This window comes from Herbidospora sakaeratensis, from assembly GCF_001570525.1.
Classification (GTDB): Bacteria; Actinomycetota; Actinomycetes; order Streptosporangiales; family Streptosporangiaceae; genus Herbidospora; species Herbidospora sakaeratensis.
This window is the reverse complement of sequence record NZ_BBXC01000010.1, coordinates 210,922-233,023: the sequence shown is the minus strand read 5'-3', so window position 1 is coordinate 233,023 and position 22,102 is coordinate 210,922. Positions and strand designations below refer to the sequence as shown.

The 22,102-nt window shown below is 71.0% G+C and carries 27 protein-coding genes; 16 read left to right on the top strand and 11 right to left on the bottom strand.

Going from position 1 to position 22,102, the window contains the following annotated elements:
* Positions 1-19: 19 nt before the first annotated feature.
* Positions 20-823 (bottom strand): hypothetical protein, encoded by an 804-nt coding sequence (locus AW271_RS14305; RefSeq protein WP_157554143.1) that lies wholly within the window; start codon positions 821-823, stop codon positions 20-22.
* 64 nt (positions 824-887) lie between these two features.
* The gene (locus tag AW271_RS14300; RefSeq protein ID WP_062336883.1) at positions 888-2,498 is read right to left on the bottom strand and encodes an ABC-F family ATP-binding cassette domain-containing protein; all 1,611 of its coding nucleotides are present in this window, start codon (positions 2,496-2,498) and stop codon (positions 888-890) included.
* Positions 2,499-2,584: 86 nt separating this feature from the next.
* Here AW271_RS14300 and AW271_RS14295 point away from each other — a divergent pair, with 86 nt between their 5' ends.
* A complete protein-coding gene (locus AW271_RS14295; RefSeq protein WP_218008049.1) occupies positions 2,585-3,301 on the top strand; it encodes an SDR family NAD(P)-dependent oxidoreductase in 717 nt (238 codons plus the stop codon).
* A gap of 7 nt (positions 3,302-3,308) precedes the next feature.
* Here AW271_RS14295 and AW271_RS14290 read toward each other — a convergent pair whose 3' ends face one another.
* Positions 3,309-3,947: a LysE family translocator gene (locus AW271_RS14290; RefSeq protein WP_062336878.1), complete on the bottom strand. Its 639-nt coding sequence runs from the start codon at positions 3,945-3,947 to the stop codon at positions 3,309-3,311.
* Between the two features lie 86 nt (positions 3,948-4,033).
* Here AW271_RS14290 and AW271_RS14285 point away from each other — a divergent pair, with 86 nt between their 5' ends.
* From AW271_RS14285 to murG, 4 genes are all read left to right on the top strand, one after another.
* Positions 4,034-4,834 carry an ion transporter gene (locus tag AW271_RS14285; RefSeq protein ID WP_245653053.1) on the top strand — a complete coding sequence of 267 codons (801 nt, stop codon included), beginning with the start codon at positions 4,034-4,036 and terminating at the stop codon, positions 4,832-4,834.
* A gap of 45 nt (positions 4,835-4,879) precedes the next feature.
* Positions 4,880-5,782: a sporulation protein gene (locus AW271_RS14280; protein WP_062336873.1), complete on the top strand. Its 903-nt coding sequence runs from the start codon at positions 4,880-4,882 to the stop codon at positions 5,780-5,782.
* A 95-nt stretch (positions 5,783-5,877) separates the two neighbouring features.
* Positions 5,878-6,309, top strand: coding sequence for a molybdopterin-binding protein (locus AW271_RS14275; protein ID WP_062336871.1), 432 nt, complete (start codon positions 5,878-5,880; stop codon positions 6,307-6,309).
* A gap of 18 nt (positions 6,310-6,327) precedes the next feature.
* A complete protein-coding gene (murG, locus tag AW271_RS14270; protein ID WP_062336868.1) occupies positions 6,328-7,467 on the top strand; it encodes an undecaprenyldiphospho-muramoylpentapeptide beta-N-acetylglucosaminyltransferase in 1,140 nt (379 codons plus the stop codon).
* Here the strand turns inward: murG and AW271_RS14265 are convergent.
* The 4 genes from AW271_RS14265 to AW271_RS14250 form a co-directional block, all read right to left on the bottom strand.
* Positions 7,455-8,486: an ABC transporter ATP-binding protein gene (locus AW271_RS14265; RefSeq protein WP_062336866.1), complete on the bottom strand. Its 1,032-nt coding sequence runs from the start codon at positions 8,484-8,486 to the stop codon at positions 7,455-7,457. The two genes, murG and AW271_RS14265, sit on opposite strands and share 13 nt — an antisense overlap.
* A complete protein-coding gene (locus tag AW271_RS14260) occupies positions 8,483-9,220 on the bottom strand; it encodes an ABC transporter permease (protein ID WP_083976691.1) in 738 nt (245 codons plus the stop codon). Before AW271_RS14260 ends, AW271_RS14265 begins: the two co-directional genes overlap by 4 nt.
* A 44-nt stretch (positions 9,221-9,264) precedes the next feature.
* Positions 9,265-10,050 (bottom strand): molybdate ABC transporter substrate-binding protein, encoded by a 786-nt coding sequence (gene modA / locus AW271_RS14255; RefSeq protein WP_062337520.1) that lies wholly within the window; start codon positions 10,048-10,050, stop codon positions 9,265-9,267.
* A gap of 136 nt (positions 10,051-10,186) precedes the next feature.
* Positions 10,187-10,789 (bottom strand): class I SAM-dependent methyltransferase, encoded by a 603-nt coding sequence (locus AW271_RS14250; RefSeq protein WP_062336862.1) that lies wholly within the window; start codon positions 10,787-10,789, stop codon positions 10,187-10,189.
* 83 nt (positions 10,790-10,872) lie between these two features.
* Between AW271_RS14250 and AW271_RS14245 the strand changes: the two genes are divergently transcribed.
* A complete protein-coding gene (locus tag AW271_RS14245) occupies positions 10,873-11,985 on the top strand; it encodes an alpha/beta hydrolase (protein ID WP_157554141.1) in 1,113 nt (370 codons plus the stop codon).
* On the opposite strand, the gene AW271_RS14240 is transcribed toward AW271_RS14245, so the two are convergent.
* A complete protein-coding gene (locus AW271_RS14240; RefSeq protein ID WP_062336857.1) occupies positions 11,957-12,682 on the bottom strand; it encodes a GNAT family N-acetyltransferase in 726 nt (241 codons plus the stop codon). The two genes, AW271_RS14245 and AW271_RS14240, sit on opposite strands and share 29 nt — an antisense overlap.
* An 18-nt stretch (positions 12,683-12,700) precedes the next feature.
* Here AW271_RS14240 and AW271_RS14235 point away from each other — a divergent pair, with 18 nt between their 5' ends.
* Genes AW271_RS14235 through mmuM form a run of 3 tightly spaced genes read left to right on the top strand, consistent with a single transcriptional unit; the run spans position 12,701 to position 14,774 of the window.
* Positions 12,701-13,156: a GNAT family N-acetyltransferase gene (locus AW271_RS14235; protein WP_062336855.1), complete on the top strand. Its 456-nt coding sequence runs from the start codon at positions 12,701-12,703 to the stop codon at positions 13,154-13,156.
* Positions 13,153-13,953 (top strand): GNAT family N-acetyltransferase, encoded by an 801-nt coding sequence (locus AW271_RS14230; RefSeq protein WP_062336853.1) that lies wholly within the window; start codon positions 13,153-13,155, stop codon positions 13,951-13,953. Before AW271_RS14235 ends, AW271_RS14230 begins: the two co-directional genes overlap by 4 nt.
* Entirely contained in the window at positions 13,950-14,774 is an 825-nt protein-coding gene (mmuM, locus tag AW271_RS14225; RefSeq protein ID WP_062336851.1) for a homocysteine S-methyltransferase, read from the top strand. Before AW271_RS14230 ends, mmuM begins: the two co-directional genes overlap by 4 nt.
* 6 nt (positions 14,775-14,780) lie before the next feature.
* Here mmuM and AW271_RS14220 read toward each other — a convergent pair whose 3' ends face one another.
* Complete coding sequence (locus AW271_RS14220) at positions 14,781-15,107, bottom strand: hypothetical protein (protein WP_062336849.1); 327 nt, start codon at positions 15,105-15,107, stop codon at positions 14,781-14,783.
* Positions 15,104-15,337 (bottom strand): hypothetical protein, encoded by a 234-nt coding sequence (locus AW271_RS14215; RefSeq protein ID WP_157554137.1) that lies wholly within the window; start codon positions 15,335-15,337, stop codon positions 15,104-15,106. The genes AW271_RS14220 and AW271_RS14215 overlap by 4 nt, the downstream gene beginning before the upstream one ends.
* Positions 15,338-15,437: 100 nt before the next feature.
* On the opposite strand from AW271_RS14215, the gene AW271_RS14210 reads away from it, so the two are divergent.
* On the top strand, positions 15,438-17,135 hold the full coding sequence (locus tag AW271_RS14210; protein WP_157554134.1) for a CopD family protein: 1,698 nt from the start codon (positions 15,438-15,440) through the stop codon (positions 17,133-17,135).
* Positions 17,050-17,463 carry a hypothetical protein gene (locus AW271_RS14205; protein ID WP_062336843.1) on the top strand — a complete coding sequence of 138 codons (414 nt, stop codon included), beginning with the start codon at positions 17,050-17,052 and terminating at the stop codon, positions 17,461-17,463. Before AW271_RS14210 ends, AW271_RS14205 begins: the two co-directional genes overlap by 86 nt.
* Here the strand turns inward: AW271_RS14205 and AW271_RS14200 are convergent.
* A complete protein-coding gene (locus AW271_RS14200) occupies positions 17,460-18,599 on the bottom strand; it encodes an amidohydrolase family protein (RefSeq protein WP_062336841.1) in 1,140 nt (379 codons plus the stop codon). The two genes, AW271_RS14205 and AW271_RS14200, sit on opposite strands and share 4 nt — an antisense overlap.
* Before the next feature lie 63 nt (positions 18,600-18,662).
* Here AW271_RS14200 and AW271_RS14195 point away from each other — a divergent pair, with 63 nt between their 5' ends.
* The 5 genes from AW271_RS14195 (at position 18,663) to AW271_RS14175 (ending at position 22,078) form a co-directional block, all read left to right on the top strand.
* Positions 18,663-19,154: a MarR family winged helix-turn-helix transcriptional regulator gene (locus AW271_RS14195; protein ID WP_063817982.1), complete on the top strand. Its 492-nt coding sequence runs from the start codon at positions 18,663-18,665 to the stop codon at positions 19,152-19,154.
* Positions 19,155-19,262: 108 nt separating this feature from the next.
* Positions 19,263-19,904 (top strand): hypothetical protein, encoded by a 642-nt coding sequence (locus tag AW271_RS14190; protein ID WP_157554131.1) that lies wholly within the window; start codon positions 19,263-19,265, stop codon positions 19,902-19,904.
* A gap of 90 nt (positions 19,905-19,994) precedes the next feature.
* Positions 19,995-20,834, top strand: coding sequence for a hypothetical protein (locus AW271_RS14185; protein ID WP_157554128.1), 840 nt, complete (start codon positions 19,995-19,997; stop codon positions 20,832-20,834).
* Between the two features lie 40 nt (positions 20,835-20,874).
* The gene (locus AW271_RS14180; RefSeq protein ID WP_218008048.1) at positions 20,875-21,684 is read left to right on the top strand and encodes a sigma-70 family RNA polymerase sigma factor; all 810 of its coding nucleotides are present in this window, start codon (positions 20,875-20,877) and stop codon (positions 21,682-21,684) included.
* 4 nt (positions 21,685-21,688) lie between these two features.
* Complete coding sequence (locus AW271_RS14175) at positions 21,689-22,078, top strand: YybH family protein (protein WP_062336833.1); 390 nt, start codon at positions 21,689-21,691, stop codon at positions 22,076-22,078.
* Positions 22,079-22,102: the final 24 nt, after the last annotated feature.

Here is a 22,102-nt window from a genome sequence, read left to right as displayed (position 1 = left end):
TTACCGTAACCTCACGGGTTCACGGCTTCTGTTCGGTGATGACGGTGTAGCCCCGGTCCTTGGCGAACGGCGCGGTCTTCGGGGCCTGGGTGAAGATCGGCGCGGCCCCGCCGGCGGCCAGGTCCTCGTAGGGCTTGGCGGTGGCGCCCCAGGTGCGGGCGGTCACGGCGGTGGCGGCGGCGACCCCGGCGCTGACGCTCTCGACCGTGATGATGAAGCGGCGGCTCGCGCCCGGCCGGACGTCGTCGACGAAGGCGGTGCCCCCGCCGATCAGCTTGCCCGCGGCGTCGCGCAGCAGCCCGGTCACCACCAGGCTCCCGGCCGGACGCGTGTAGGGCGACTCGACGTAGCCGGTGATCAGGTAGGACGAGGCGCCCAGCTTCTCGGTCGACACCCGGGTCACCGGGAACGACTTGTACGCCGACGGCACCCGGGCCGCCTGGTGCCACGAGGCCGGCTTGTAGTCGATCTTGACGCTGACCGGCTTCTCGACCGCCAGCGCCTCCCCCGTGAACGCCATCGACCCGCCCGGGGCGACCGCGTCGAGCGGCTGCTCCATGCGGACGACCTCCTTGCCGGCGGCGTCCTTGCCGGTGATGGTGGCGACCGCGTTCTCGCCGAAGTGCCACTTGTTGCCGTTGTTGAGCACGGCGGCCCAGTTGACCAGGTAACCGCCGCTGGCCTGCACGACCGAGGAGGTCTGCTCCTTCAACGCGAGCGGCGCGAGTTCGGTCTTCTTGGTCTCCTCGTCACCCGAGCACCCGGAAACCAGGAGCGTCACGGAGAGGAACGACAGGGCCAGGGCTGTCATACGGTGCGTCACCAGGCCGTGATAACGCGTGCGCGCGGCCCCGTTCACCTCGACCCGCCAACAGCGGACCCAATCTTTAACGCGCGCGGACGACCCGCCCCTCGTCCCAGACGGGCTCTGACGATTCGTAGACCTTCCCATCGGCGCCGAAGACCAGGTAGCGGTCGAAGTCGGCGGCGAACCAGCGGTCGTGGGTGACCGCCATGACGGTGCCCTCGAAGGCGTCGAGGCCCTCCTGGAGCGCCTCGGCGCTGGCGAGGTCGAGGTTGTCGGTCGGCTCGTCGAGCAGCAGCAGCGTCGCGCCCGACAACTCCAGCAGGAGGATCTGCAAACGGGCCTGCTGGCCGCCCGACAGGGTCTCGAATCGCTGCTCGGCGATGGTGCCGGCCAGCTCGTAGCGGGCCAGGATCTTCATGGCCTCGTTCTTGAGCCGGGCGTGCTCGGTCATCACGATCTCGCACGGGGTGCGCTTCATCAGCTCGGGGTGGGAGTGGGTCTGGGCGAAGTGCCCGGGGATGACCCGTGCGCCGAGCCGGGCGACGCCGGTGTGATTCACGTCGTCGCCGCTGAGGAGCCGCAGGAAGTGGGACTTCCCGGAGCCGTTGGAGCCGAGCACGGCGACCCGTTCGCCGTACCAGATCTCCAGGTCGAACGGCTTCATCAGGCCGGTGAGCTCCAGGCCTTCGCAGATGACCGCCCGTTTGCCGGTGCGGCCGCCGCGCAGGCGCATGTTGATGTTCTGGTCTTTGGCCGCCATCTCGGGCGGGCCCGCCTCCTCGAACTTGCGGAGCCGGGTCTGGGCCGCGTGGTAGGCGGCCGACATGCCGTCGTTGTAGGTGGCCTTCTGCTTCAGCATGTTGACCAGGCGCTTGAGCTTGGCGTGCTCCTCGTCCCAGCGCCTGCGGAGCTCGTCGAGGCGTTCGTTGCGCTCTCTGCGGGCCTGCGCGTAGGTGGTGAAGCCGCCGCCGTGCACCCAGATGTTGCCCGACTCGACGGTCACGATGCGGTCGGCGGCGTTGGCGAGCAGCTGGCGGTCGTGCGAGACCAGCAGGACGGTCTTCTGGGTCTCGCGCAGGACCTGCTCCAGCCACTGCTTGCCCGGCACGTCGAGGTAGTTGTCGGGCTCGTCGAGGAGGAGGACCTGGTCGGGGCCCCGCAGCAGGGCCTCCAGGACCAGCCGCTTCTGCTCTCCACCGCTGAGGGTGTTGACCTCGCGGTACTTGCAGGCGTCGTACGGGATGCCCAAGGCCGCCATCGTGCAGGTGTCCCACAGGACCTCGATGTCGTAGCCGCCGGCGTCGGTGTAGTCGGTGATCGCCTGGGCGTAGCGCATCTGGGTCTTCTCGTCGTCGCGCTCCATCATCAGGAGCTCGATCTTGGCGAGGTGTTCGGCGGCCGCTCTGACCCGGGTCGGGGCCACCGACAGGAGCAGGTCGTGGACGGTCCGGCCGTCGCGGATGCTGCCGATGAACTGGCGCATCACGCCGAGGCCGCCGGAGCTGGCCACCGTGCCCTCGACCGCCTGGAGATCGCCCGCGATCAGCCGCATGAGCGTCGTCTTGCCCGCGCCGTTGGGGCCCACGAGGGCGGCCTTGACGCCCTCGCCGATGCGGAAGGAGACGTCGTTGAGCAGTGGCCGCCCGTCTGGGAGCACATGGGTGATATGGGCGATCTCGACGTGGGCCATGGGGTCGAGGGTATTGAGACGGGAGATCGGGTGCCAACAGTTATCGGGACGGAACTGAGCTGACCGATTTGCCGGTTATGTCTGTTATGAGATCTGTGCTCATCACCGGGTCCACCGAGGGGATCGGCGCCGAGAGCGCCCGCGTGTTCGGCGCCCAGGGCGACGACGTCATCGTCTCGGGCCGCGACGCCGCCAAGGGCGCGATGGTCGTCGACGACATCGTGCAGAACGGCGGCTCCGCCCGGTTCGTGCCCGCCGACCTGACCGACTTCGACGCGCTCCACGACCTGGCCGGCGAGGCCGGCGACGTCGACGTGCTCGTCAACAACGCCGGCATGGCCCCGGTCTCCGCGACCGTCGGCCAGGACCCCGAGGTCTTCGAGAAGACCCTCGCGCTCAACCTCAGGGCGCCCTACTTCCTCACCCAGGCGCTGGTGCCGGGGATGATGGAGCGCGGGCGCGGCGCGATCGTCAACATCTCGACCATCGCCGCCGTGGTGGCCGTGCCGTTCCTGTCGGTCTACGGCGCCACCAAGGCCGCCATCAACGAACTCACCCGCACGTGGGCGGCCGAGTTCGCCGATCGGGGCATCCGGGTCAACGCGGTGGCGCCCGGCCCGGTGGTGACCGGGATGTACCACAGCATGGGCGAACGGGCCAAGGAGTTCGACGAGGGCACCATGCTGCACCGGGCCGCCGATCCCAAGGAGATCGCCGACGTCGTGGCGTTCCTGGCCTCCGACAAGGCGTCGTACATGACCGGGGCGGTCATCCCCGTCGACGGCGGCGGCTCGGCGCTCTAGGCGGCGGCTACCGCGCCGTGGTCGACTCCTGGACCAGCCGCGCGGCCAGGGCGGCGAAGACGCCGGCCGAGATGCGCTCCATCCACGTGCGGAAGCCGGGGCGGCGGGCGATGCGCTCCGACAGGTGGCCCGACAGCAGGCCGGCCGAGCCGTCGACCATGAGGCCGGAGACGATGAACATCAGCCCGAGCACCAGCATCTGCACGGTGACCGGCCACGCCTGGTCGCCCTTGGTGACGAACTGCGGCACGAACGCCAGGTAGAACAGGATGACCTTCGGGTTGGCCAGGTTGGTGAGCGCGGCCATGACATAGGTGCGCCGCAGCGACCGCTGCGGCGCCTCGGTCACGTGCAGGGCCTCTCGGCTGCCCTTCCAGGTCGTGTACGCCAACCAGAGCAGCACGACCGCCCCCGCGATCCGGACTGCCGTCAGCGCCTCGGGAGCCCTGGCGATCAGGAAGCCCAGGCCGAACGCGGCCGCGACCGAGTGCACCACGAGCCCCGTGGAGACCCCGAGCGCGGCCAGGACGCCGGCCCGCCGCCCGCCCGCCACGCCGTTGGTGATGACGAAGAGCAGATCGGGCCCGGGGGCGATGTTCAGGAGGAAGGTCGCGACCGCGAAGGCCGCGAGCAGGTGGACGTCCATGGGGCCCATGATGACGTGAATCCCCCTGATTCCGTTGACATGTGGCGCTGACGGGCAATCGACTGCCCAGTGGGATGATCTTCCGCGTGGAATTAGCCCGACATGAACGTGTTCGCCGGTTTCTGGAACGTCCCGCCGTTCAGCGCGCCGTCGTCATCCTCATCGTCGTCAACGCGATCACCATCGGCTGCGAGACCAGCGCCACCCTCATGGCCCAGGTCGGCGGACTGCTCGTCGCCATCGACCACATCGCGCTGACGATCTTCGCCGTCGAGATCCTGGCCCGCCTCTACGCCTACCGCCGCGACTTCTTCACCGACGCGTGGAACTGGTTCGACCTGATCATCGTGGTGGTCGCGCTCGTCCCGGCGTCGGGGCCGACATCGGTGCTCCGGGCGCTGCGCATCCTGCGCGCGCTCCGTCTGGTGTCGGCCGTGCCGAGCATGCGGCGGGTGGTGAGCGCGCTGCTCACGGCCGTGCCCGGGATGGCGTCGATCATCGGACTGCTGCTGCTGATGATCTACGTCGCGGCGGTGATATCGACCAAGTTGTTCGGCGAGGTCGCGCCCGAGCGGTTCGACGAGCTGCCCGACTCCCTCTTCACCCTGTTCCAGATCATGACCGGCGACGACTGGGGCACGGTGGCCAAGGAGGTCATGGCGCACAAGCCCTGGGCGTGGTTGTTCTTCATCTCTTACATCCTCATTTCGACGTTCGTCGCCTTGAACCTGTTCATTGCGGTTGTGGTCAACGCCATGAACGACGCCGAACCCTCGCCGTCGGAGGAGCTGGCCCAGGCCGAGCTGGTCGAACTCCGCGAGGAGGTCGCCGCGCTCCACGCCAAAATCGATCTTCTTCTCGAACGCGGAACCGTACGCCGGCGCTGAACGTTCTGGCGTGCGGCCGAGACGTCCAACTCGACAGGAGAAAACGTGGTCTTCAAACGGATGCTGAGCGCATTCGGCGTCGGCGCCCCCTCGGTGGACACCGTTCTGCACAACCCGCGCACCCAGCCCGGCGGCGCCCTTTCCGGTGAGGTGCGGATCAAGGGCGGCGAGGTCGACGCGGAGATCGAGCACATCACCCTCAGCCTCGTCGCCCGGGTCGAGATCGAGCACAGCGAAGGCGAGAGCAGCGGGCTGCGCGAGTTCTTCGGCTTCCCGGTCTCCGGGCCCTTCACCCTCCGGACCGGCGAGGAGCGGACGATCCCGTTCCAGCTCCCGGTCCCCTGGGAGACCCCCATCAGCGAGGGCCTGCGCGGCATGGCGATCGGCGTGCGCACCGAGCTGGCCATCGCCAAGGCGGTCGACAAGGGCGACCTCGACATGATCGAGGTCGCGCCGCTCCCCTCGCAGGTCCACGTGCTCGAGTCGCTGTCGCGGCTGGGCTTCCACTTCCGGTCGGCCGACCTGGAGGCCGGGCACATCGGCGGCTCCCGCCAGACGCTGCCGTTCTACCAGGAGATCGAGTTCACCTCTCACCAGTACGGCGAGATCGAGGTGACCTTCATCTCCGACCCCCACCACCTGGAGATCGTCATCGAGGGCGGCCACGACGCGATCGGCCGTTTCCCGACCACCCACCAGGAGGCGCTGAGCACCGACTGGACGTCGGTCTTCGGCAACTGGCTGGCCCAGCGCTCCTACGGCCACCACGGGGGCCACCACAGTGGCCACCACGGCGGCCACTACGGCCACCACGACGACGATCACCACCACGGCGGCGGCATCGGCATGGGCGGCGTGGTCGCCGGAGCCGCGGCCGGCGTCGTCGGCGGCATGATCCTCGGCGAGGTCGTGGAAGAGGTCTTCGAGGACGTCTTCGAAGAGGAGTGAGCAACAGCGGCCCGCCTGCCAGGCGGGCCGCTGTTCTTCCTATCTGCGAGCCAAAGAACGTCATTGCCCTCGCAGATGCGGGGTAAAACCTGGACATGGTGCGACTCGATGGCGACATCCGCAACAAGGCGTCGCTCAGCGTCCACGACCTCCGGACGCTCCCCCAGCACGATGTCGAGATCTCCTTCAGCTGCCGCACGTCCGGGCTGCGCCGGCATCGTTTCTCCGGGCCGCTGCTCCTCGACGTCGTCCGGGCCGCGCAGCCGGCCTTCGACCCGGCCGAGCGCAAGGACCGGCTCCGCTTCCTGATCTCGATCCTGGGCGGCGACGGGCACCACGCCGTGTTGTCGTGGGGCGAGATCGATCCCGAGTTCGCCGGGGTCGCGGCCGTGCTCGGCACCACGATGGACGGGAACCCGCTGGCCGACCCCCATCTGGTCGTGCCGGGAGACCTCTGCGGTGGACGCCAGATCAGCGGCATCACGCAGATCGGGATCTGGTCCGACGACCAACTGTGGCGGACCTGACTGCTATCGTCCCGGACCGTGATCTTCGAGGCAGAACCGTTCCGCCTGATCGTCTCCGGGGGCGGCACCGGCGGGCACACCTTCCCGGCGCTGACCACGGTCCGCGCGCTGCGGGCCCGGACCGGCGGGCGGCTGGAGGTGCTCTGGGTCGGCGCGGCCGGGAGCCTGGAGGAGCGGGTGGCCACCGCCGAGGGCATCCCGTTCGCCTCGGTGGCGACCGGCAAGGTGCGCCGGGCGCGGAGCCTGCTGGGGATGGTGTCGGCCGAGAACGTGCGCGACATGTTCCGGGTGCCGCTGGGGGTGTTCCAGGCCGTCTCGATCGTGCGCCGGTTCCGTCCCGACGTCGTGCTGGGCACCGGCGGCTACGTCGCGGTGCCGGTCGGCATCGCGGCGCGGGTGTGCCGGGTGCCGCTGGTCGTCCACGAGCAGACGGTCCGGCTCGGGCTGGCCAACCGGGTGCTCGCCCGGGGCGCGGCCCGCGTCGCGCTGACGGCCGAGGCGTCGCTGGAACTGCTGTCGGGCGCGGCGCGCGAGCGGGCCGTGGTGACCGGCAACCCCGTCAGGGCCGAGGTGCTCACCGGGCGGGCCGACCGCGCGCCGGTCGACGGCTTCGACCGCGCCCTGCCGACCGTGTACGTCACCGGCGGCGCCCAGGGCGCCCGGCAGATCAACGGGCTCGTCACGGCCATCCTGCCGTGGTTGCTGGAGCGGGCGAACGTCGTGCACCAGTGCGGCCCGGCCGAGGAGGAGCAGGTCGTCGCCGCCGCGCGGGCCCTGCCGCCGGCGCTGGCGGCCCGCTACCAGGTCAAGGGGTTCGTGGGGGCCGAACTGCCCGACGTGCTCGCGCTCGCCGACGTGGTGGTCTCGCGCAGCGGCGCGGGCACCGTCGCCGAGGTCACGGCGCTCGGCAAGGCGGCCGTGCTGATCCCGCTGGCCACCTCGGCCGGGAACGAGCAGGCCCACAACGCCTCCTATCTGGAGAAGGCCGGGGCCGCGGTCGCACTGCTCGGCGAGGTGACGCCCGAGAGGCTGCAGGCCGCGGTCGGGCCGCTGCTGGCCGACCCGGCGCGGCGGGCGGCGCTCGCGGCCGAGGCGCGCCGCCACGGCCGCCCCGACGCGGCCGAACGGCTCGCCGACGAGGTCCTTCAGGCGGGGTAGGCGTGCGTCTCGGTGGCCTTCACCGAGACCCAGATCGGGCGGCCGGGCGTGAGGTCGAGTTCGGCCACGGCCGCCGGGGTGACGTCGGCGGCGACCGCCACCGGGCCGTCGACGTGGACGCGCACGTTGTCGCCGTGCCGTTCGATGCCGTCGATCCGGCCCTCCCACAGGTTGCGGGGGCTGCCGTCGGGACGGGCCCGGTAGAGGGCCACCGCACGCGGCGCGAACGCCACGAACGCCGGGCCGGTCACGTGCTCCTCGGCGGCGAAGGACAGGCCGCCGACCGTCACCCGGTCGCCGTCGCCCTCGCCGCGATAGAGGTTGAGGCCGACGAGCCGGGCCACGTAGTCGGTCCGGGGGCGGCGGGCGATCTCCGTCGGGGCGCCCTCCTGCACGACCGCGCCGTTCTCGACGACCACGAGCCGGTCGGCCAGCACCATGGCGTCGAGCGGATCGTGGGTGACCAGGACGGTCGCGCCGTCGAAGCCGGTCAGCCGGCGGCGCAGCTCGGAGCGGATCTCCAGGCGGGTGTGGGCGTCGAGGGCGGCCAGCGGCTCGTCGAGGAGCAGCAGGCGCGGTTCGACCGCCAGGGCCCGGGCCAGCGCCACCCGCTGGGCCTGTCCGCCGGAGAGGCGGCGGGGGCGTACCGAGGAGAACTCCGCGAGGCCCATGCGGTCGAGCAGTTCCTCGGCCCGCCGCCGGGCCTCGGCCTTCGACCTTCCCTGGCAGCGGGGGCCGAAGGCGACGTTGTCGAGCGCCGACAGGTGCGGGAAGAGCAGGTAGTCCTGGAAGACGACGCCGACGGGGCGTCGCTCGGCCGGTTCGTGCTCGATGCGGACGCCGTCGAGCTCGATCGAGCCCTCGGTCAGCGGGGTCAGCCCGGCGAGGGCGCGCAGGGCGGTCGTCTTGCCCGCGCCGTTGGGGCCGAGCAGCGTGACCACCTCGCCCCGGCCGACCGTGAGGTCGAGGTCGAGCCGGAAGGCCGGCCGCTCGACCACGATGCGGGCGCGCAACGTCATGCCGCCGCCCCCACCCAGCGGTCGCGCAGCGCGACCAGGATGAGCACCGACACCGCCAGCAGCACCAGGCTGAGCACGATCGCCGCCTCGGGTTCGGTCTCCAGGGCCAGGTAGACGGCCAGCGGCATCGTCTGGGTGCGGCCGGGGAAGTTGCCCGCGAAGGTGATCGTCGCGCCGAACTCCCCCAGGGCCCGCGCCCAGCACAGCACCCCTCCGGCCAGCACGCCCGGCGCGACCAGCGGCAGCGTCACCCGGCGGAACACGGTGAAGCGCGAGGCCCCCAGGGTCGCGGCGGCCTCCTCGTACCGCACGTCGGCGGCCCGCAGCGCGCCCTCGACGGCGATGACCAGGAACGGCATCGCCACGAACGCCTCCGCGACGACCACCCCGGCCGTCGTGAACGGCAACGAGAACCCGAACGCCGACTCCAGCCACTGCCCGACCAGCCCGCGCCGGCCGAGCACCAGCAGCAGCGCCACGCCGCCGACCACCGGCGGCAGCACCAGCGGCACGGTCACCAGGGCGCGCAGCAGGCGGCGGCCGGGGAAGTCGGTGCGGGCCAGCAGCCACGCCAGCGGCACCCCGAGCACCAGGCAGATCACCGTCGCCAGGGACGCCGTGACCAGCGACAACCGCAGCGCCTCCAGAACCTGGGGTTCGGAGAGCCGCCGCGGCAACGTCGACCACGGCGCCCGGACGAGCAGCCCCGCCAGCGGCAGGACGAGGAACGCCATCCCCAGCACGGCCGGGACGACCAGGAGCCAGGGGACGCGGCTTCTCACGGGGCTTCGAAACCGGCCTTCGTCAGCACGTCCTTGCCCTGCTGCGACAGCACCAGGTCGACGAACTTCTGTGCCAGGGCCGGCGCGTCCTTCAGGGTGGCGATCGGGTAGTCGTTGATCGCCTGGTCGGCCTCGGGGAACGGGATGCCGGTGACCTTCCCGGCCGAGGCGATGACGTCGGTCTTGTAGACCAGCGCCGCGTCGACCTCGCCGAGCTCGACCTTGGTGAGGGTGGCCTTGACGTCCTGCTCCAGCGTGACCGGGGTGACCTTCAGCCCGGCGGCGTCGAGCGCCTTGACGGCGGCGGCCCCGCACGGCACCTGCTCGGCGCACAACGCGACCTTGACCTTCGGATCGGTCAGGTCCTTGAGGTTCTCGACCTTGGCGGGGTTGTCCGGCGGCACCGCGATCTCCAGCTTGTTCTTCACGAACACGGTCTGCGTGCCCGCGAGGCCGGCGTCGGCCACGGTCTTCATCGTCGCAGGAGAAGCGGCGGCGAACACGGCGGCGGGCGCACCCTGGGTGATCTGCTGGGCCAACGTGGCGCTGGAGCCGAAGTTGAAGGTCACCTTGGTGCCGGGGTTGGCGGCCTCGAACTGCTCGCCGAGTTCGGTGAAGGTCCCGGTGAGCGACGCCGCGGCGAAGACCGTCAGCTCGGCCGGGGCGGCGGCGGACGTGGCGGGGGCGGCCGACGACGGGGCCGCACCGTCGGTCGACGACGACCCGCAGGCCGCCAGCGCGAACACGGACGCGATGGCCGCGACGAGGGACAGGCGCTTCAACACCGAGCACTCCTTACCGTAGGAATGCTCCCAAGATTACGTGGCACCCGCTAACCATCCGATAGCGACTGCATCGCAATCGCCGCACTAATCGAGCAATACCCTCGCTTCTGCGAGGTAACTTCCTTTCCTTCCGTTACGGCTCCGCCCACCCCGGCACCGCCGCCCGCTGCCCGTCTCTACGGGCGAGGGCCAGATAGTGATCGTCGTCGTCGTGGAAGTGCACGGGCTCCCAGCCGGTGGCCCGGAGCAGCGGCGTGATGCGGTGTTCGGACCGGATGTCGTCCGGAGAGAGCTCACGGCCCCGGCGGGCGGCCAGCACGGCCCGGCCCACCGGGTGGAAGAGGGCCAGCCGGGCACCCGGCCGGGCCACCCGCGCGAACTCCAGCAGGGTGCCCTCGGCGTCGCCGAGGTGGCCGATGAGCCCGGCGGCCAGGATGCCCCCGATGGTCGCGTCGGCGAAGGGCAACCGAAAGGCGTCGCCGATCAGGGCCGGGCCGCGTTCGCTCGCCACGGCGGCCATCTCCGGGGTCAGGTCGACGCCGACCACCCGGTCGGTGTGCTCGCGCAGCAGCGGCATCGCCCGGCCGGTGCCGCACCCGGCGTCAAGGGCGACCAGACCGGGCCGCAGCTCCAGGCGGGCGATGGCCGCCGCGAACGCCGGGCCGTCGTCGGGGAACGTGTCGTCCCAGGTCGCGGCGCGGGCGGCGAAGAAGGCTCTGGTCTCGTGCTTGTCCATGACCGCGACTCTAGGCGTGCATATCTGCCAAATCCCGCAGGAACCGTCGCCACGGGGTCGCCGGCCGCGAGATGGTGGCTCCCATGCGGACAAAGTGGCGGCGCCGCGTGCTGCTGGGCGCGACCGGCACGGTCGTCGTCGTGGCGCTGGCCCTGGGCGCGGCCGGCTACTACTACTCCGGTCTCGTCATCGACCCCGTCCACACCTCCAACTACCCGATCGAGGTCACCGCCGTCGGCGACGGCCGGGTCACGCTGAAGGGCGGCGGCGACACCGGCGCGCCGGGTTCCTACGGCCTGACCTGGGCCGGCGGCAACGCCCTGCTCGGCGAGACGATCTCGGTGGGAGCCGGCACGGTCACCCGCAGGCTCGAGAAGGTCAGCAGCGGCGACCTGCGGCCGGGCGTGTTCGCCTACCTCGACCGCTGGATGTGGGGCGCGGGCACCCCCGAGTCGGTCGGGGTGCCCTTCGAGGAGGTCGGCGTGAAGTCACCGCTGGGCGTGTTCCCCGCGTGGCTGACCGAGGGCGCCTCCGACACGTGGGTGATCGCCGTCCACGGCCGCAACGGCGGTCGCGGCGAGGCGCTGCGCATCATCCCCACGCTCCACGAGCTGGGCCATCCGGTGCTCGCGATCTCCTACCGCAACGACGAGGGCGCCCCCGCGAGCCCCGACGGCCGGTTCCACCTGGGCGACACCGAGTGGGAGGACGTCCAGGCCGCGATGGACTACGCCCGCACCCGGGGCGCCAGGAAGTTCGTCCTCTACGGCTGGTCGATGGGCGGCGGCATCTCCGCCGTGACGGCCAGGCGGCTGCCCGGCGCGGGGATCACCGCGCTGATCCTCGACAGCCCGGTGCTCGACTGGCGCTCGCCGATCGCGCTGGGGGCGCGGCAGATGGGTGTGCCCGGCTTCCTCACCACGGTCGGCCAGTGGGTGATCACAGCGCGGACCGGGCTGAGCTTCGGCGACCTCGACCACGTCGAGCACGCCGCCGAGTTCGACCTGCCGATCCTGATCTTCGTCGACCACGACGACGCGACCGTGCCGGTCGACCGGGCGCAGGCGTTCGCCCGGGCCCGGCCCGACCTCACCACGCTGGTGGAGACCAAGGGCGGCGGCCACACCGGGTCGTGGAACGTCGACCCAGACGCCTACGAGCGGGCGGTCAGGGACTTTCTTCGATCGCCACGGTGAACGCGGTGTGGGTGACGGCGAACCCGAGCCGGCTGTAGACCCGCTGCGCCGGGTTGCCGTCGCTGACGGCCAGCCCCAGCCGGTCGAGCCCGTCGGCGGCGGCCCTGAGCTGCACGTGGCGCAGCAGCCGCCCGCCGGTGCCCGGGACCGACAGCGCCGGGTGGCGGAACACCTCGGTCACCCACGGGACGGTCTTGAAGTCGTTCACGAACACCCCCGCGACGACCGCGCCCGCGTCGTTCACGGCCAGCGAGCTGCACGGCAGCAGCGGGCCGACCATGCTGCCGTCGAGGAGCGGGACCAACTCGGTCGCGATGGCCTCGTCGCGGTCGCGCGCGTGGTGGTCGACGTGGCCGGGCGGGTAGGCCGCGCTCATGGCCGGATAGATGTCCTCGGGCGAGCGGTCGACCGGGGTGAAGCGCACCCCTTCGGGCGGGGCGCCGGGGGCGGAGGGGAGGGCCGTGAGGTCGGCGTACATGGAGTGGGCGTGGCGGAGCCTGCGGGCGCCGCGCGCGACCAGTTCGCGGCCGAGGTCGACGTCGGCGGAGACGGCCCAGCCCTTCAGCTGCGCCATGATCACCTCGATCGCGCCGGGGCCGATCACTTCGAGGTAGTCGGCCCACGGACGGCCGTCGCGGACCCCTTCGACGAAGCTGATCGCCGCGACCCCGTGGTCGTTGGCCCTGATCTGTCGCATGCGGCCCACAATAGGCTCGTGTCCGAGATAGAGGTTCGCCCGGCGAAGCCCTCCGACTACGACGCCATCAAGGCGGTCGTCGACGACTGGTGGGGCGTGCCGGTCCAGGGTGGGCTGACGCGCCTGTTCCTCGACCACTTCCACAACACCAGCTTCGTCGTGTACGCCCACGGCCACCTCGTGGCCTTCCTCGTCGGCTTCCTCTCCCAGGGGCAGCGCGACCTGGCGTACATCCACTTCGTCGGGGTCGCCCCGACGTTCCGGCGCAGCGGCGTGGGACGCGAGCTCTACCGGCGGTTCTTCTCGCTGGTCCACTCGGTCGGCCGGACCCGGGTCGCCGCCGTCACCTCGCCGCGCAACACGCGGTCGATCGCCTTCCACACCGCGATGGGCTTCCGCGTGAGCGAACCGATCGCCGACTACGATGGCCCGGGTGCGGACCGTGTCTATTTCGACCGATTGATTGACGAATGACTTTTTCGATCCACCGGCTCGGCGTCGACCGGCTCGACGACTTCCTCGCCCTCGCGGTCGACCGCGAGTGGTCGCCCGAACGGGAGAAGTGCCGCCTGCTCTACGAGGTCGGCGAGGTCCACGGCATCGAGGCCCCCGACGGCGACGGCCTGGCGGCCACGGTGGCGCTGGTGCGCTTCGGCACTCAGGTGACCGCGATCAGCATGATGCTGGTGGCCCGCCGCTACGAACGGCAGGGCCTCGGCGGCCGGCTGATGCGCCACGCCCTCGACGTGGCCGGCACCGACACCGCGACCCTCACCGCCACCGCCTACGGCCGCCCGCTCTACGAACGCCTCGGCTTCCGCTCGACCGGCGTCTGCGACGTCTACACCGGGACCTTCTCGGGGTCGGCGTCGGGACGTACCGGCGAACTGACCGACCTCGCGGCGGTCACCGCGCTCGACGAGGAGGTCTACGGCGCTCCCCGAACCGAGTTGTTCGCCCGGCTGCCGGGCTTCTGCGAGAGCTTCCGGGTGACCGACGGCGGGTTCGGCGGGGTGTGGCACAACGGCCACATCAACGTGATCGGTCCCGTCGTGGCGAAGTCGGCCGCCGACGCCGAAGACCTGCTCGCCGATCTGGCGGCCGACGTGACCGGCCCGATCCGGGTCGAGTCGCTGCTGCCCGCCGCCGCGCGGTGGGCCCGCGACCAGGGGCTCAAACCCGCGTTCAGCACCACCCTCATGGAGTACGGCAAGCCGATGACCACCGACATCTCGCGTGTCTACACCCCGGTCATGCAGGCGATCGCGTGATCCTCGACGGCGGGCTCGCGACCCACCTGGAGACCCTCGGTTGCGATCTGGGCGACGACCTCTGGTCGGCCCGGTTGTTGTCCGACGACCCCGGCGTGATCCGCCGCGCCCACCTCGACTTCTTCGCCGCCGGAGCCGACGTCGCGACGACGGCCAGCTACCAGGCGACCATCGAGGGCTTCACCCGCCACGGCGCGTCTCCCTCGGAGGCCGCCGCGCTGATCGTGTCGTCGGTCGAGCTGGCCCGGCAGGCCCGCGACCAGCACGGCGCGGGCCAGGTCGCGGCCAGTGTCGGGCCCTACGGCGCCTACCTGGCCGACGGGCAGGAGTACACCGGCGACTACGGCGACCTGACCGAAGACGACCTCTACGCGTGGCACCGCGACCGCTTCCACCTGCTGGCCGGCGCGGGCGCCGACCTGGTGGCGGCCGAGACCGTGCCCTCGCTGCCCGAGGCCAAGGCGCTGCTGCGCCTGTTCCACGAGACCGGGGCCGACGGCTGGATCAGCTTCTCGTGCCGCGACGACCACACCATCAGCGACGGCACCCCGTTCGCCGAGGCGGCCGCCGCCCTCGACGTCCCGGTCGGGGCCAACTGCACCAACCCGGCCTACATCGCCAACCTGATCACGCTGGGGGCGAGGGTCGTCTACCCCAACTCGGGCGAGACCTGGAACGCCCAGGAGAAGACGTGGGAGGGGGTCGGGAACGACTTCCCGGTGGCCGACTGGGCGGGCGCGACCCACATCGGCGGCTGCTGCCGTACGACGCCGGCCCAGATCACGAAGATCAGAACTCGGCTTCACGTGAAACATTCTTGACGTTGCTCAGCCCGCGAGCAGGGCCGCCCGGTCGGCCGCCGACAGGCCGGCCTTGTCAAGGTGGGCGAGCAGTTCGCGGTGGGCCTGCCACACCTCGGGCGAGACGCCCGGGAGGTCGTACTGGTAGTCGACCTCGACCGCGGCGTCGGAGGAGACGTCGAGGATGAAGTGCTTCACGCCGTCGACGGCGTCGCGGAGCTCGGTCAGGGTCTCGGCCGACACCCCCGAACGGATCGGGGCGTCCACCGGGCGGGCGTACCAGACCTCGATGTCCCGGTCGAGTGCGCGTTCCCTGCTGACCCTGACGGTCAGCCGGTGGACGGCGGTCGTCACCGCAACCAGCCCCTTCCGAAGACGTGTTCAAGGTCGTGCTCGACGTCGTCAAGGGCCGCTCTGGTGATGTTCCGTATCGGCACCATCGACCGTCCCACGACCACCTCGGTTCCGTCGTAGAGCAAGAGTAGGCGACTGGCCGTCGTCGTTTCGCGCCATCTGACCGACAGCGCATGTAACCGGGCCAGGGTGTAGATGCGGTCGACGACTTCGCGATAGGAGGTCACCATGCCTCCACTGTGCGGGGCGGAAATGCGCAGCTCAATGAGGCGCACATCGTTACCTTTTCGTTGACCGAACCCGATCGCGCCGGACGGCGTATCTCCGGTCGTGAGGCGACCCGTGCTCGTGTGCGCGCTGGCCCTGGCCGCGGGGCTGGCTGCTCTCGTGCTCGTCCAGCTGTTCGGCGGGCCGCGTGACCTGCCCGCCATCCGGGGGCTCCCGTCACCGGGGGCCCTGACCACCTGGGGCCTGCCGATCATGCGGCTGGTGCACGATCTGTGCGCGGTCGGCACGGTCGGCTCGCTGCTCGCGGCGGTGCTGCTGGGCGAGAAGGAGATCCTGGCGCGGGCGGTCCCCCGGTGGGCGCTGGCCTGGGCGGGCAGCGCGGCGGCGACCGTGCTGCTCACGCTGTCGGACTTCGTCGGCGCGCCGGTGCTCGAAGCCCTGCGGTCGGGCATGCTCTCGACCTTCATCCTGTACGTCCCGCAGGGGCTCTCCTTCCTGATCGTGTACGTCCTGGCCCTCGCGATCACCCTGCTGAGCTTCGTGGCCCGGGGGAAACCGTGGCTGCTGCTCGCCGTGGCCGTGCTCGCGGTGCTGCCGCCGGCCTACGCGGGACACTCGGCCTCGGCCGTCGACCACGACTTCGCGGTGTCGAGCCTGCTCGTCCACCTCGGCGGGGTCGTCCTGTGGGTCGGCGGGCTGTTCGGCCTGATCGTGTTCATGCGCGAGGCGCCGGTCAGGGCGGTCGAACGCTTCAGCACGCTGGCCCTGTGGTGCTACGTCACGGTCGCCCTGTCGGGCCTGCTGAACGCCTGGGTCCGGCTGGGCCGGCTGGAGCTCCTCTGGTCGTCGGAGTACGGCGTCCTCGTGCTCCTCAAGCTGGCCGCGATGGTCGCGCTGGGGTGGTTCGGAATGCGCCACCGGACCCGCACCATCGCGGCCCTCACCTCCACCAAGGTCCCCTTCCTGCGGCTGGCCGCCGGGGAGGTCGTGCTGATGGCCGCCACGATGGGCCTGGCCGTGGCGCTCTCGCGCACCCCGCCGCCGCCCGGCGAGTCGCCGGCCCACGGCGTGCTCGGCTTCTACCTGCCGATCCTGGCCCCCGGGCGGCTCGTCACCGAGTGGCGGCCCGACCCGATCCTGCTGCTGGCCGTCGCCCTGGCCTGCGCGGCCTACTTCCGCTGGTCCGACCGGCAGCGGCCGGTGATGTGGGCGGGCGGTCTGGCGCTGTTCGCCTACGCGACCGTGGGCGGCCTGGGCACCTACGCCCGCGCGATCGTGTCGGTGCAGCTGGTCCAGTGGGCGATCGTGGGCGCGCTGGTCCCGGCGCTGCTGGCGATGGCCTGGCGGCCGTGGCGGCCCCCGGCCTGGCTGGGCCTGGTGACCGCCACGGTGCCCTCGCTCGCCCTGTTCACCACGCCGCTGTTCGAGCTGTCGCAGTCGGTGCTGGCGGTCCGGCTGCTCGTGCTGCTGGGGCTGGCCGTGGCGGCGTACACGACCATCTGCAGTGGGATCTGGCCGGTCATGGCCGGGACCCAGGCGGTGGTCGCCCTCTATCTGCTGCTCGGCCCGGCCCAGGGCCGGGGCTGGTATTCGCAGCTCGACGACATCGCCTGGCTGCCCGTCGGCGACCAGTGGCTCGGCGCCCTGGTCTACGCCGCGATCGCGGCCGTCGCCGTCGCGACGGCGCGGCTCACACCGAAGAAGGAGGACGGTCATGCCTCTCGTCGTGACCAGACGCTGGACGCTTCCGATCCTCGCGCTGGCGGCGATCCCCGTGATCTGGTGGGCCATCGGGGGTGAGGAGTCCCAGGCCACCGGCCACCACGCGGTCGCGCCGACGCACACCCTGGAGGAGATCACCGGCGTCATCGGCTGCACGCCGGAGATCCAGGGCCAGCAGCCCGACATGCGCCAGGCGATGTGCACCGCCCCGACCTACCAGTCGGTGGTGCTCACCTTCCAGGCCGACAAGAACCAGACCGACTGGCTGAAGGGCGCCCAGGCCTACGGCGGCACCTACCTGGTCGGCACCCGCTGGGTCGTGGTCGGCCCGGAGAAGGAGCTCAACGGGCTGGTCCCCCGTCTCGGCGGGCACGTCGAGGTGGCCGAGCACGGCGGCCACTCCTAAGCCGTCAAGCGTGCCCTGACCTGCTCGGCCCGCTCCCGGGCCCGCGCCGAGGTCGTCTCGACGCGGCGGCCCGCGACGAAGACGGCCCGCACGTCGCCCCGGCCCGCCGACCCCACGACCGCTCTCACCGGGTCGGTCACCGGGGCCATCCCGGGACCGTCGGTGGCGATCATGACGAGGTCGGCGTGCTTGCCGGGCGTGAGGGAGCCGATCTCCCGGTCGAGCCCGATCGCGCGGGCGCCTTCGATGGTGGCCATCCTCAGCACCTCGGCCGCCGGGGTGCCCGGCAGCGCGGCCCGCATGACCGAGAACAGGTCGCCGGGCACGGTGACGACGGTGTCGACCCCGAGCCCGGTCGCGATGCCGTGGGCGCGGAACCGCACGGTCTCGTGAGCGCCGTGGCCCATCTGCGCCTCCACGGCGGGGGTGACCGTGGCGGTCGCGCCGGCGTCGGCCATCGTCTTCATCGCGTCGTCGGTGAAGCCGTTGCCGTGCACGACCATCACGTCGGGCCCGAGCAGCCCGTGCCGGTGCAGGCTCTCGACCGCGCCCGTCCCGGTGGCGTGCAGGCTGAGGTGCCACCTCCGCTCCCGCGCCGCCTTCCAGTCCCGTACGGCCTCCTCGACCGGCCCGTAGACGGGACCCGTGGCGGCCAGAGCTAGTGCGATGTGCGCCGGCGGGCGGAGCCGGGCCAGCGCCTCCCGGTCGGGATGGGCGAACACGGCCCGCACGCCCGCCTGCACCAGCCCGTCGAGCGCCGCCTCCGGGTGGGGGACGTGCGACCAGTCGTACAGCGTGGTGACGCCGGAGTTCAGGGCGTCGAGCGCGCCCCAGTGGTTGGCGGCGTGCACGTCGTCTTCGGTGAACGACGGCGCGAGCCGGCCCAGCACGAGGTCGAGGTAGTCGCCGAGGGTCGAGTCGGGGTCGAGCGATCTCAGCACGCTCTGCCAGACGTGGCGATGGGCGTCGACCAGGCCGGGCATGACGATCGCCTTCCCGGCGTCGACGACGTGGTCGGCGGCCAGTCCGTGGCCGACGGCGGCGATGCGGCCGTCTTCGATGAGCAGGTCGCCCTCGACGGCGCGGGGCTCCGGGTCGGTGTCGAGCAGGGTCGCGTTGGTGATGAGGGTGCACATGACCAGATTCCTTTCACGAAAGCTTTTCGGAAAGCTATCAGGCAAGGCATCTAGACTCAAGCCATGGATCGTGTGGACGAGATGATCACCAGGTGGCGCGCCGAGCTCCCCGAGGCCGCCACGACCGAACTGGAGATCGTCAAACGATCGGGTCGACTCAAGGGGATGATCGAGGAGGTCACCGCCCGCGTCCTCGGCGCCCACGGCCTGACCTACGCCGACTTCGACGTGCTCGCCACCCTGCGCCGCGAGGGCGCGCCCTACCGCCTCAAGCCGAGCGGGTTGTCGAGCCATCTGATGCTCACCACGGGCGGCACCAGCAACATCCTCCAGCGACTCCAGGCGGCCGGGCTGGTCGTCCGCGAGCCCGACCCGGCCGACGGCCGGTCCTCCTGGGTCCGGCTCACCCCCGAGGGCGTGGCCACGTCGGAGCAGCTCTCCCTGGAGACCACGAAGGCCCATCGGGAGTTGTTGTCGCCCGTCCCGCCCGAACGCCTGCGCGCCCTGGCCGACCTGCTGCGCGACACCCTCACCGACCTCGGCGACGGCGTCTGATGTGAAGGTTTCGTGATTGCGGGCACAAAGTTCAACACCTGAAGACTTCCCACCAATACGCTGTCCGCCATGAGGCGATTAATCGCATTCGCCGGGAGTGCGGCCATGGTGGGCACGGTTCTCGCCACCCCGGCCGCCGCCGCGCCCGCCGACCCCCTCCAGGCACTCGCGGCCAAACTCGAAAGCGCCCACGGGGTGCATTACGAGACGGTGCAGAGAACCGACGACGCCACCTTCAAGATCTACGGCGACCTGCAGTTCGGGTGGTCCCGGGTGAAGGCCAACCGCGCCATCGTGGAGCGGGCCCTCGGGCCCACCGCCACGCAGGAAGAGCGGCACGAGAACATCAGCGAGACCATCTGGGTCGGCGACGCCGTCTACCACGACGACGACAACGGCGGATGGAAGCTGAAGAACGACGTGACGGCCGCGGGGCTCGACGACCCCGCCGTGCACGCGTTGTCGGTGGCGGAAATCGGCGCACTGTTGAAATCGGCGAAGAAGAAGTCCCCCGGGGGCGTCCTCGACGGAGTGTCGACGACGGTCTACGAAGGCCGGAGACGCGGGCAGACCCGTGTGACGGACTGGAAGGTCTGGATCGGCAGTGACGGTCTGATTCGGCGGGTCACGAGTGACACGGCGAAAAAGAATGGAAAAGACCGGACGGTCCGTGACACCTATCTGACGGAATGGGGCAAGCCGGTCTGGATCTACGCCCCTGACCAGCGCTTTGTCACGTCCACTTCTTGATAGAACCAGTTCTGTAACGTCCGTTGATAACCCTGTCCGGATAGGACAGGGTTATCGGCAATCACAAACAAACGGGGTGACGGTACAACAATGAGGCGATTAATCGCGACCGCTGCGGCGTTCGTCATGGTGACCGCGCTGACCACGGGGGCGGCGCAGGCCAAGGCGGCGGATCCGGTGGCGGCGCTGGCGGCGCAGCTCAAGAGCGCCCACGGCGTGCACTTCAACTCGGTCAGCCAGATCCGACCCACTCTCGGGTTCAAGAGCAGGTCGTACGGCAACCTGCAGTTCGGCCGCTCACGGGTGACGGCGAGCGACATCGTCACCAGCAGCGCCACGGACGGAACGGTCCCCAAGGAGCTCACCGAACTCTTCGGCGAGTTCAGCGGCACCGCGTCCCAGACGATCAATCTCAAGGGCGCCACCTACATGACCGGCGGCCTGGTCGACTTCCTCCAACTGCCCGCGGGCAAGAGCTGGATCAGGTTCAAGGGCAAGGGCAACGCGTCGGGGCTGGGCGGATCGGCCATCAACGTGTTGTCGCCCAAGGAACTGCGCACCCTGCTCAAGTCGACCACGTCGAAGAAGGCGGGCGGCGTCGTCAACGGGGTGGCGACCACGCTCTACACGGGCAAGCAGCGCCTCGACCTGAGCGTGCCCGGCTTCCCGCTCCTCTGGACGCTCAACTGGAAGTTGTGGATCGGCACCGAAGACGGCCTGATCCGCCGCATCGCCACCCATGACGTGCTCGAGTCGACTGACAACAAGGGCAAGTCCTCGAAGGTCGTCCTGGGGAGCGACACCTACCTGACCAACTGGGGCAAGAAGGTCTGGATCGACGCTCCGGCCGAGAAGTTCGTGGCCGACTTCGATGACCCCGGCATCAGCTTCCAGCCGAGCATCGTCGGCGCGATCAACCTGGGCGACTGACGCCCGACTCCCGCCCCGCCGGTTCGGCAGAATCGGCGGGGTGACGTCTTTCGAGGAAGTCGCCGGCTACCGCGACGAGCTGCGAGCCCACTGCTACCGCCTGCTCGGCTCCATGGACGACGCCGAGGACGCCGTACAGGAGACCCTCCAGCGCGCCTGGCGCAACCTCGACGGGTTCGAGGGCTCGCTGCGGCCCTGGCTCTACAAGATCGCCACCAACCGGGCGCTGACCATCATCGGGCAGCGCAGGCAGCCGATCGAGCTCGGGCCGCCGATCTTCGTGGCGAGCGCCGAGAGCCAGGTGCTCATCCGGGAGAGCGTCGAACTGGCCTTCGTGGCCGCCATCCACCACCTGACCCCGCCGCAGCGCGCCGCGCTGCTGCTGCGCGACGTGCTCGGCTACTCGGCCCGGGAGGCCGCCGACATGCTCGGCACCTCGGCCGCCGCGGTGCACAGCGCGGTCAGGCGGGCGCGGGCGGCGCTGGCCGAGCAGGACGCGCTCGGCGAGGAGGGCCAGCGCGAGACCGCCGCCCGATACGCCGCCGCCTGGACCGCAGGCGACCTCGACGCGATCGTCGGCATGCTGACCGACGACGCCAGGTACACCATGCCGCCGCTCGACGAGCGTTACCACGGTCACGCGGAGATCAGGCGCTTCCTGGTGGAGGGCCCGCTCCAGTACGGCTGGCGCTTCGCGCCGACCGCCTCGCCGAAGGTCTGGGTCACCTACCTGATCGACGACGGCGTCGAGGTGCCCGTCAGCCTCGACGTCCTCGTCTTCCGCGGGCCGAAGATCTCCGCGGTCATCTCGTTCATCGGCGACGAATTCGTGAAGTTCCTCGGGTTGTAAGGGTATGGAAGACATCCGCAAGCTGATCGAGACCTGGGCCCGCGCGGTCCACGACGGCGACCTGGAGCAGGTCACCGCCCACCACACCGACGACGTGACGATGTTCGACGTGCCGCCCCCTTACGAGGGGGTGCGCGGCCTCGACGCCTACCGGGCCACCTGGCCCGGCTTCTTCGAGTGGCAGCGCTCGGGGGCGGTCTTCGAGCTCGAGTCGCTCGACGTCGTCGAAGGGGCCGACGTCGCGTTCGCCCACGCCCTGGCCCGCTGCGCCGACGCCGACGACGACGGCCCGGCCCGGCTGCGCCTCACCTTCGGCCTCAAGAAGATCGACGGGGCGTGGCAGATCGCCCACGAGCACCACTCGTTCCCCATGGAGCACACCGACGCGTCGTGATCGGCGCCCGCGGGGACCGGCCCC

Excerpts from the sequence above, each read along its gene's own strand:
- AW271_RS14300 (WP_062336883.1), bottom strand. The coding sequence starts at position 2,498 with ATGGCCCACGTCGAGATCGCCCATATCACCCATGTGCTCCCAGACGGG.
- AW271_RS14295 (WP_218008049.1), top strand. The coding sequence starts at position 2,585 with ATGAGATCTGTGCTCATCACCGGGTCCACCGAGGGGATCGGCGCCGAG.
- AW271_RS14290 (WP_062336878.1), bottom strand. The coding sequence starts at position 3,947 with ATGGACGTCCACCTGCTCGCGGCCTTCGCGGTCGCGACCTTCCTCCTG.
- AW271_RS14275 (WP_062336871.1), top strand. The coding sequence starts at position 5,878 with ATGGTGCGACTCGATGGCGACATCCGCAACAAGGCGTCGCTCAGCGTC.
- AW271_RS14265 (WP_062336866.1), bottom strand. The coding sequence starts at position 8,486 with ATGACGTTGCGCGCCCGCATCGTGGTCGAGCGGCCGGCCTTCCGGCTC.
- AW271_RS14260 (WP_083976691.1), bottom strand. The coding sequence starts at position 9,220 with ATGGCGTTCCTCGTCCTGCCGCTGGCGGGGCTGCTCGTCCGGGCGCCG.
- AW271_RS14250 (WP_062336862.1), bottom strand. The coding sequence starts at position 10,789 with ATGGACAAGCACGAGACCAGAGCCTTCTTCGCCGCCCGCGCCGCGACC.
- AW271_RS14245 (WP_157554141.1), top strand. The coding sequence starts at position 10,873 with ATGCGGACAAAGTGGCGGCGCCGCGTGCTGCTGGGCGCGACCGGCACG.
- AW271_RS14240 (WP_062336857.1), bottom strand. The coding sequence starts at position 12,682 with ATGCGACAGATCAGGGCCAACGACCACGGGGTCGCGGCGATCAGCTTC.
- AW271_RS14230 (WP_062336853.1), top strand. The coding sequence starts at position 13,153 with ATGACTTTTTCGATCCACCGGCTCGGCGTCGACCGGCTCGACGACTTC.
- AW271_RS14215 (WP_157554137.1), bottom strand. The coding sequence starts at position 15,337 with ATGGTGACCTCCTATCGCGAAGTCGTCGACCGCATCTACACCCTGGCC.
- AW271_RS14205 (WP_062336843.1), top strand. The coding sequence starts at position 17,050 with ATGCCTCTCGTCGTGACCAGACGCTGGACGCTTCCGATCCTCGCGCTG.
- AW271_RS14200 (WP_062336841.1), bottom strand. The coding sequence starts at position 18,599 with ATGTGCACCCTCATCACCAACGCGACCCTGCTCGACACCGACCCGGAG.
- AW271_RS14195 (WP_063817982.1), top strand. The coding sequence starts at position 18,663 with ATGGATCGTGTGGACGAGATGATCACCAGGTGGCGCGCCGAGCTCCCC.
- AW271_RS14185 (WP_157554128.1), top strand. The coding sequence starts at position 19,995 with ATGAGGCGATTAATCGCGACCGCTGCGGCGTTCGTCATGGTGACCGCG.
- AW271_RS14175 (WP_062336833.1), top strand. The coding sequence starts at position 21,689 with ATGGAAGACATCCGCAAGCTGATCGAGACCTGGGCCCGCGCGGTCCAC.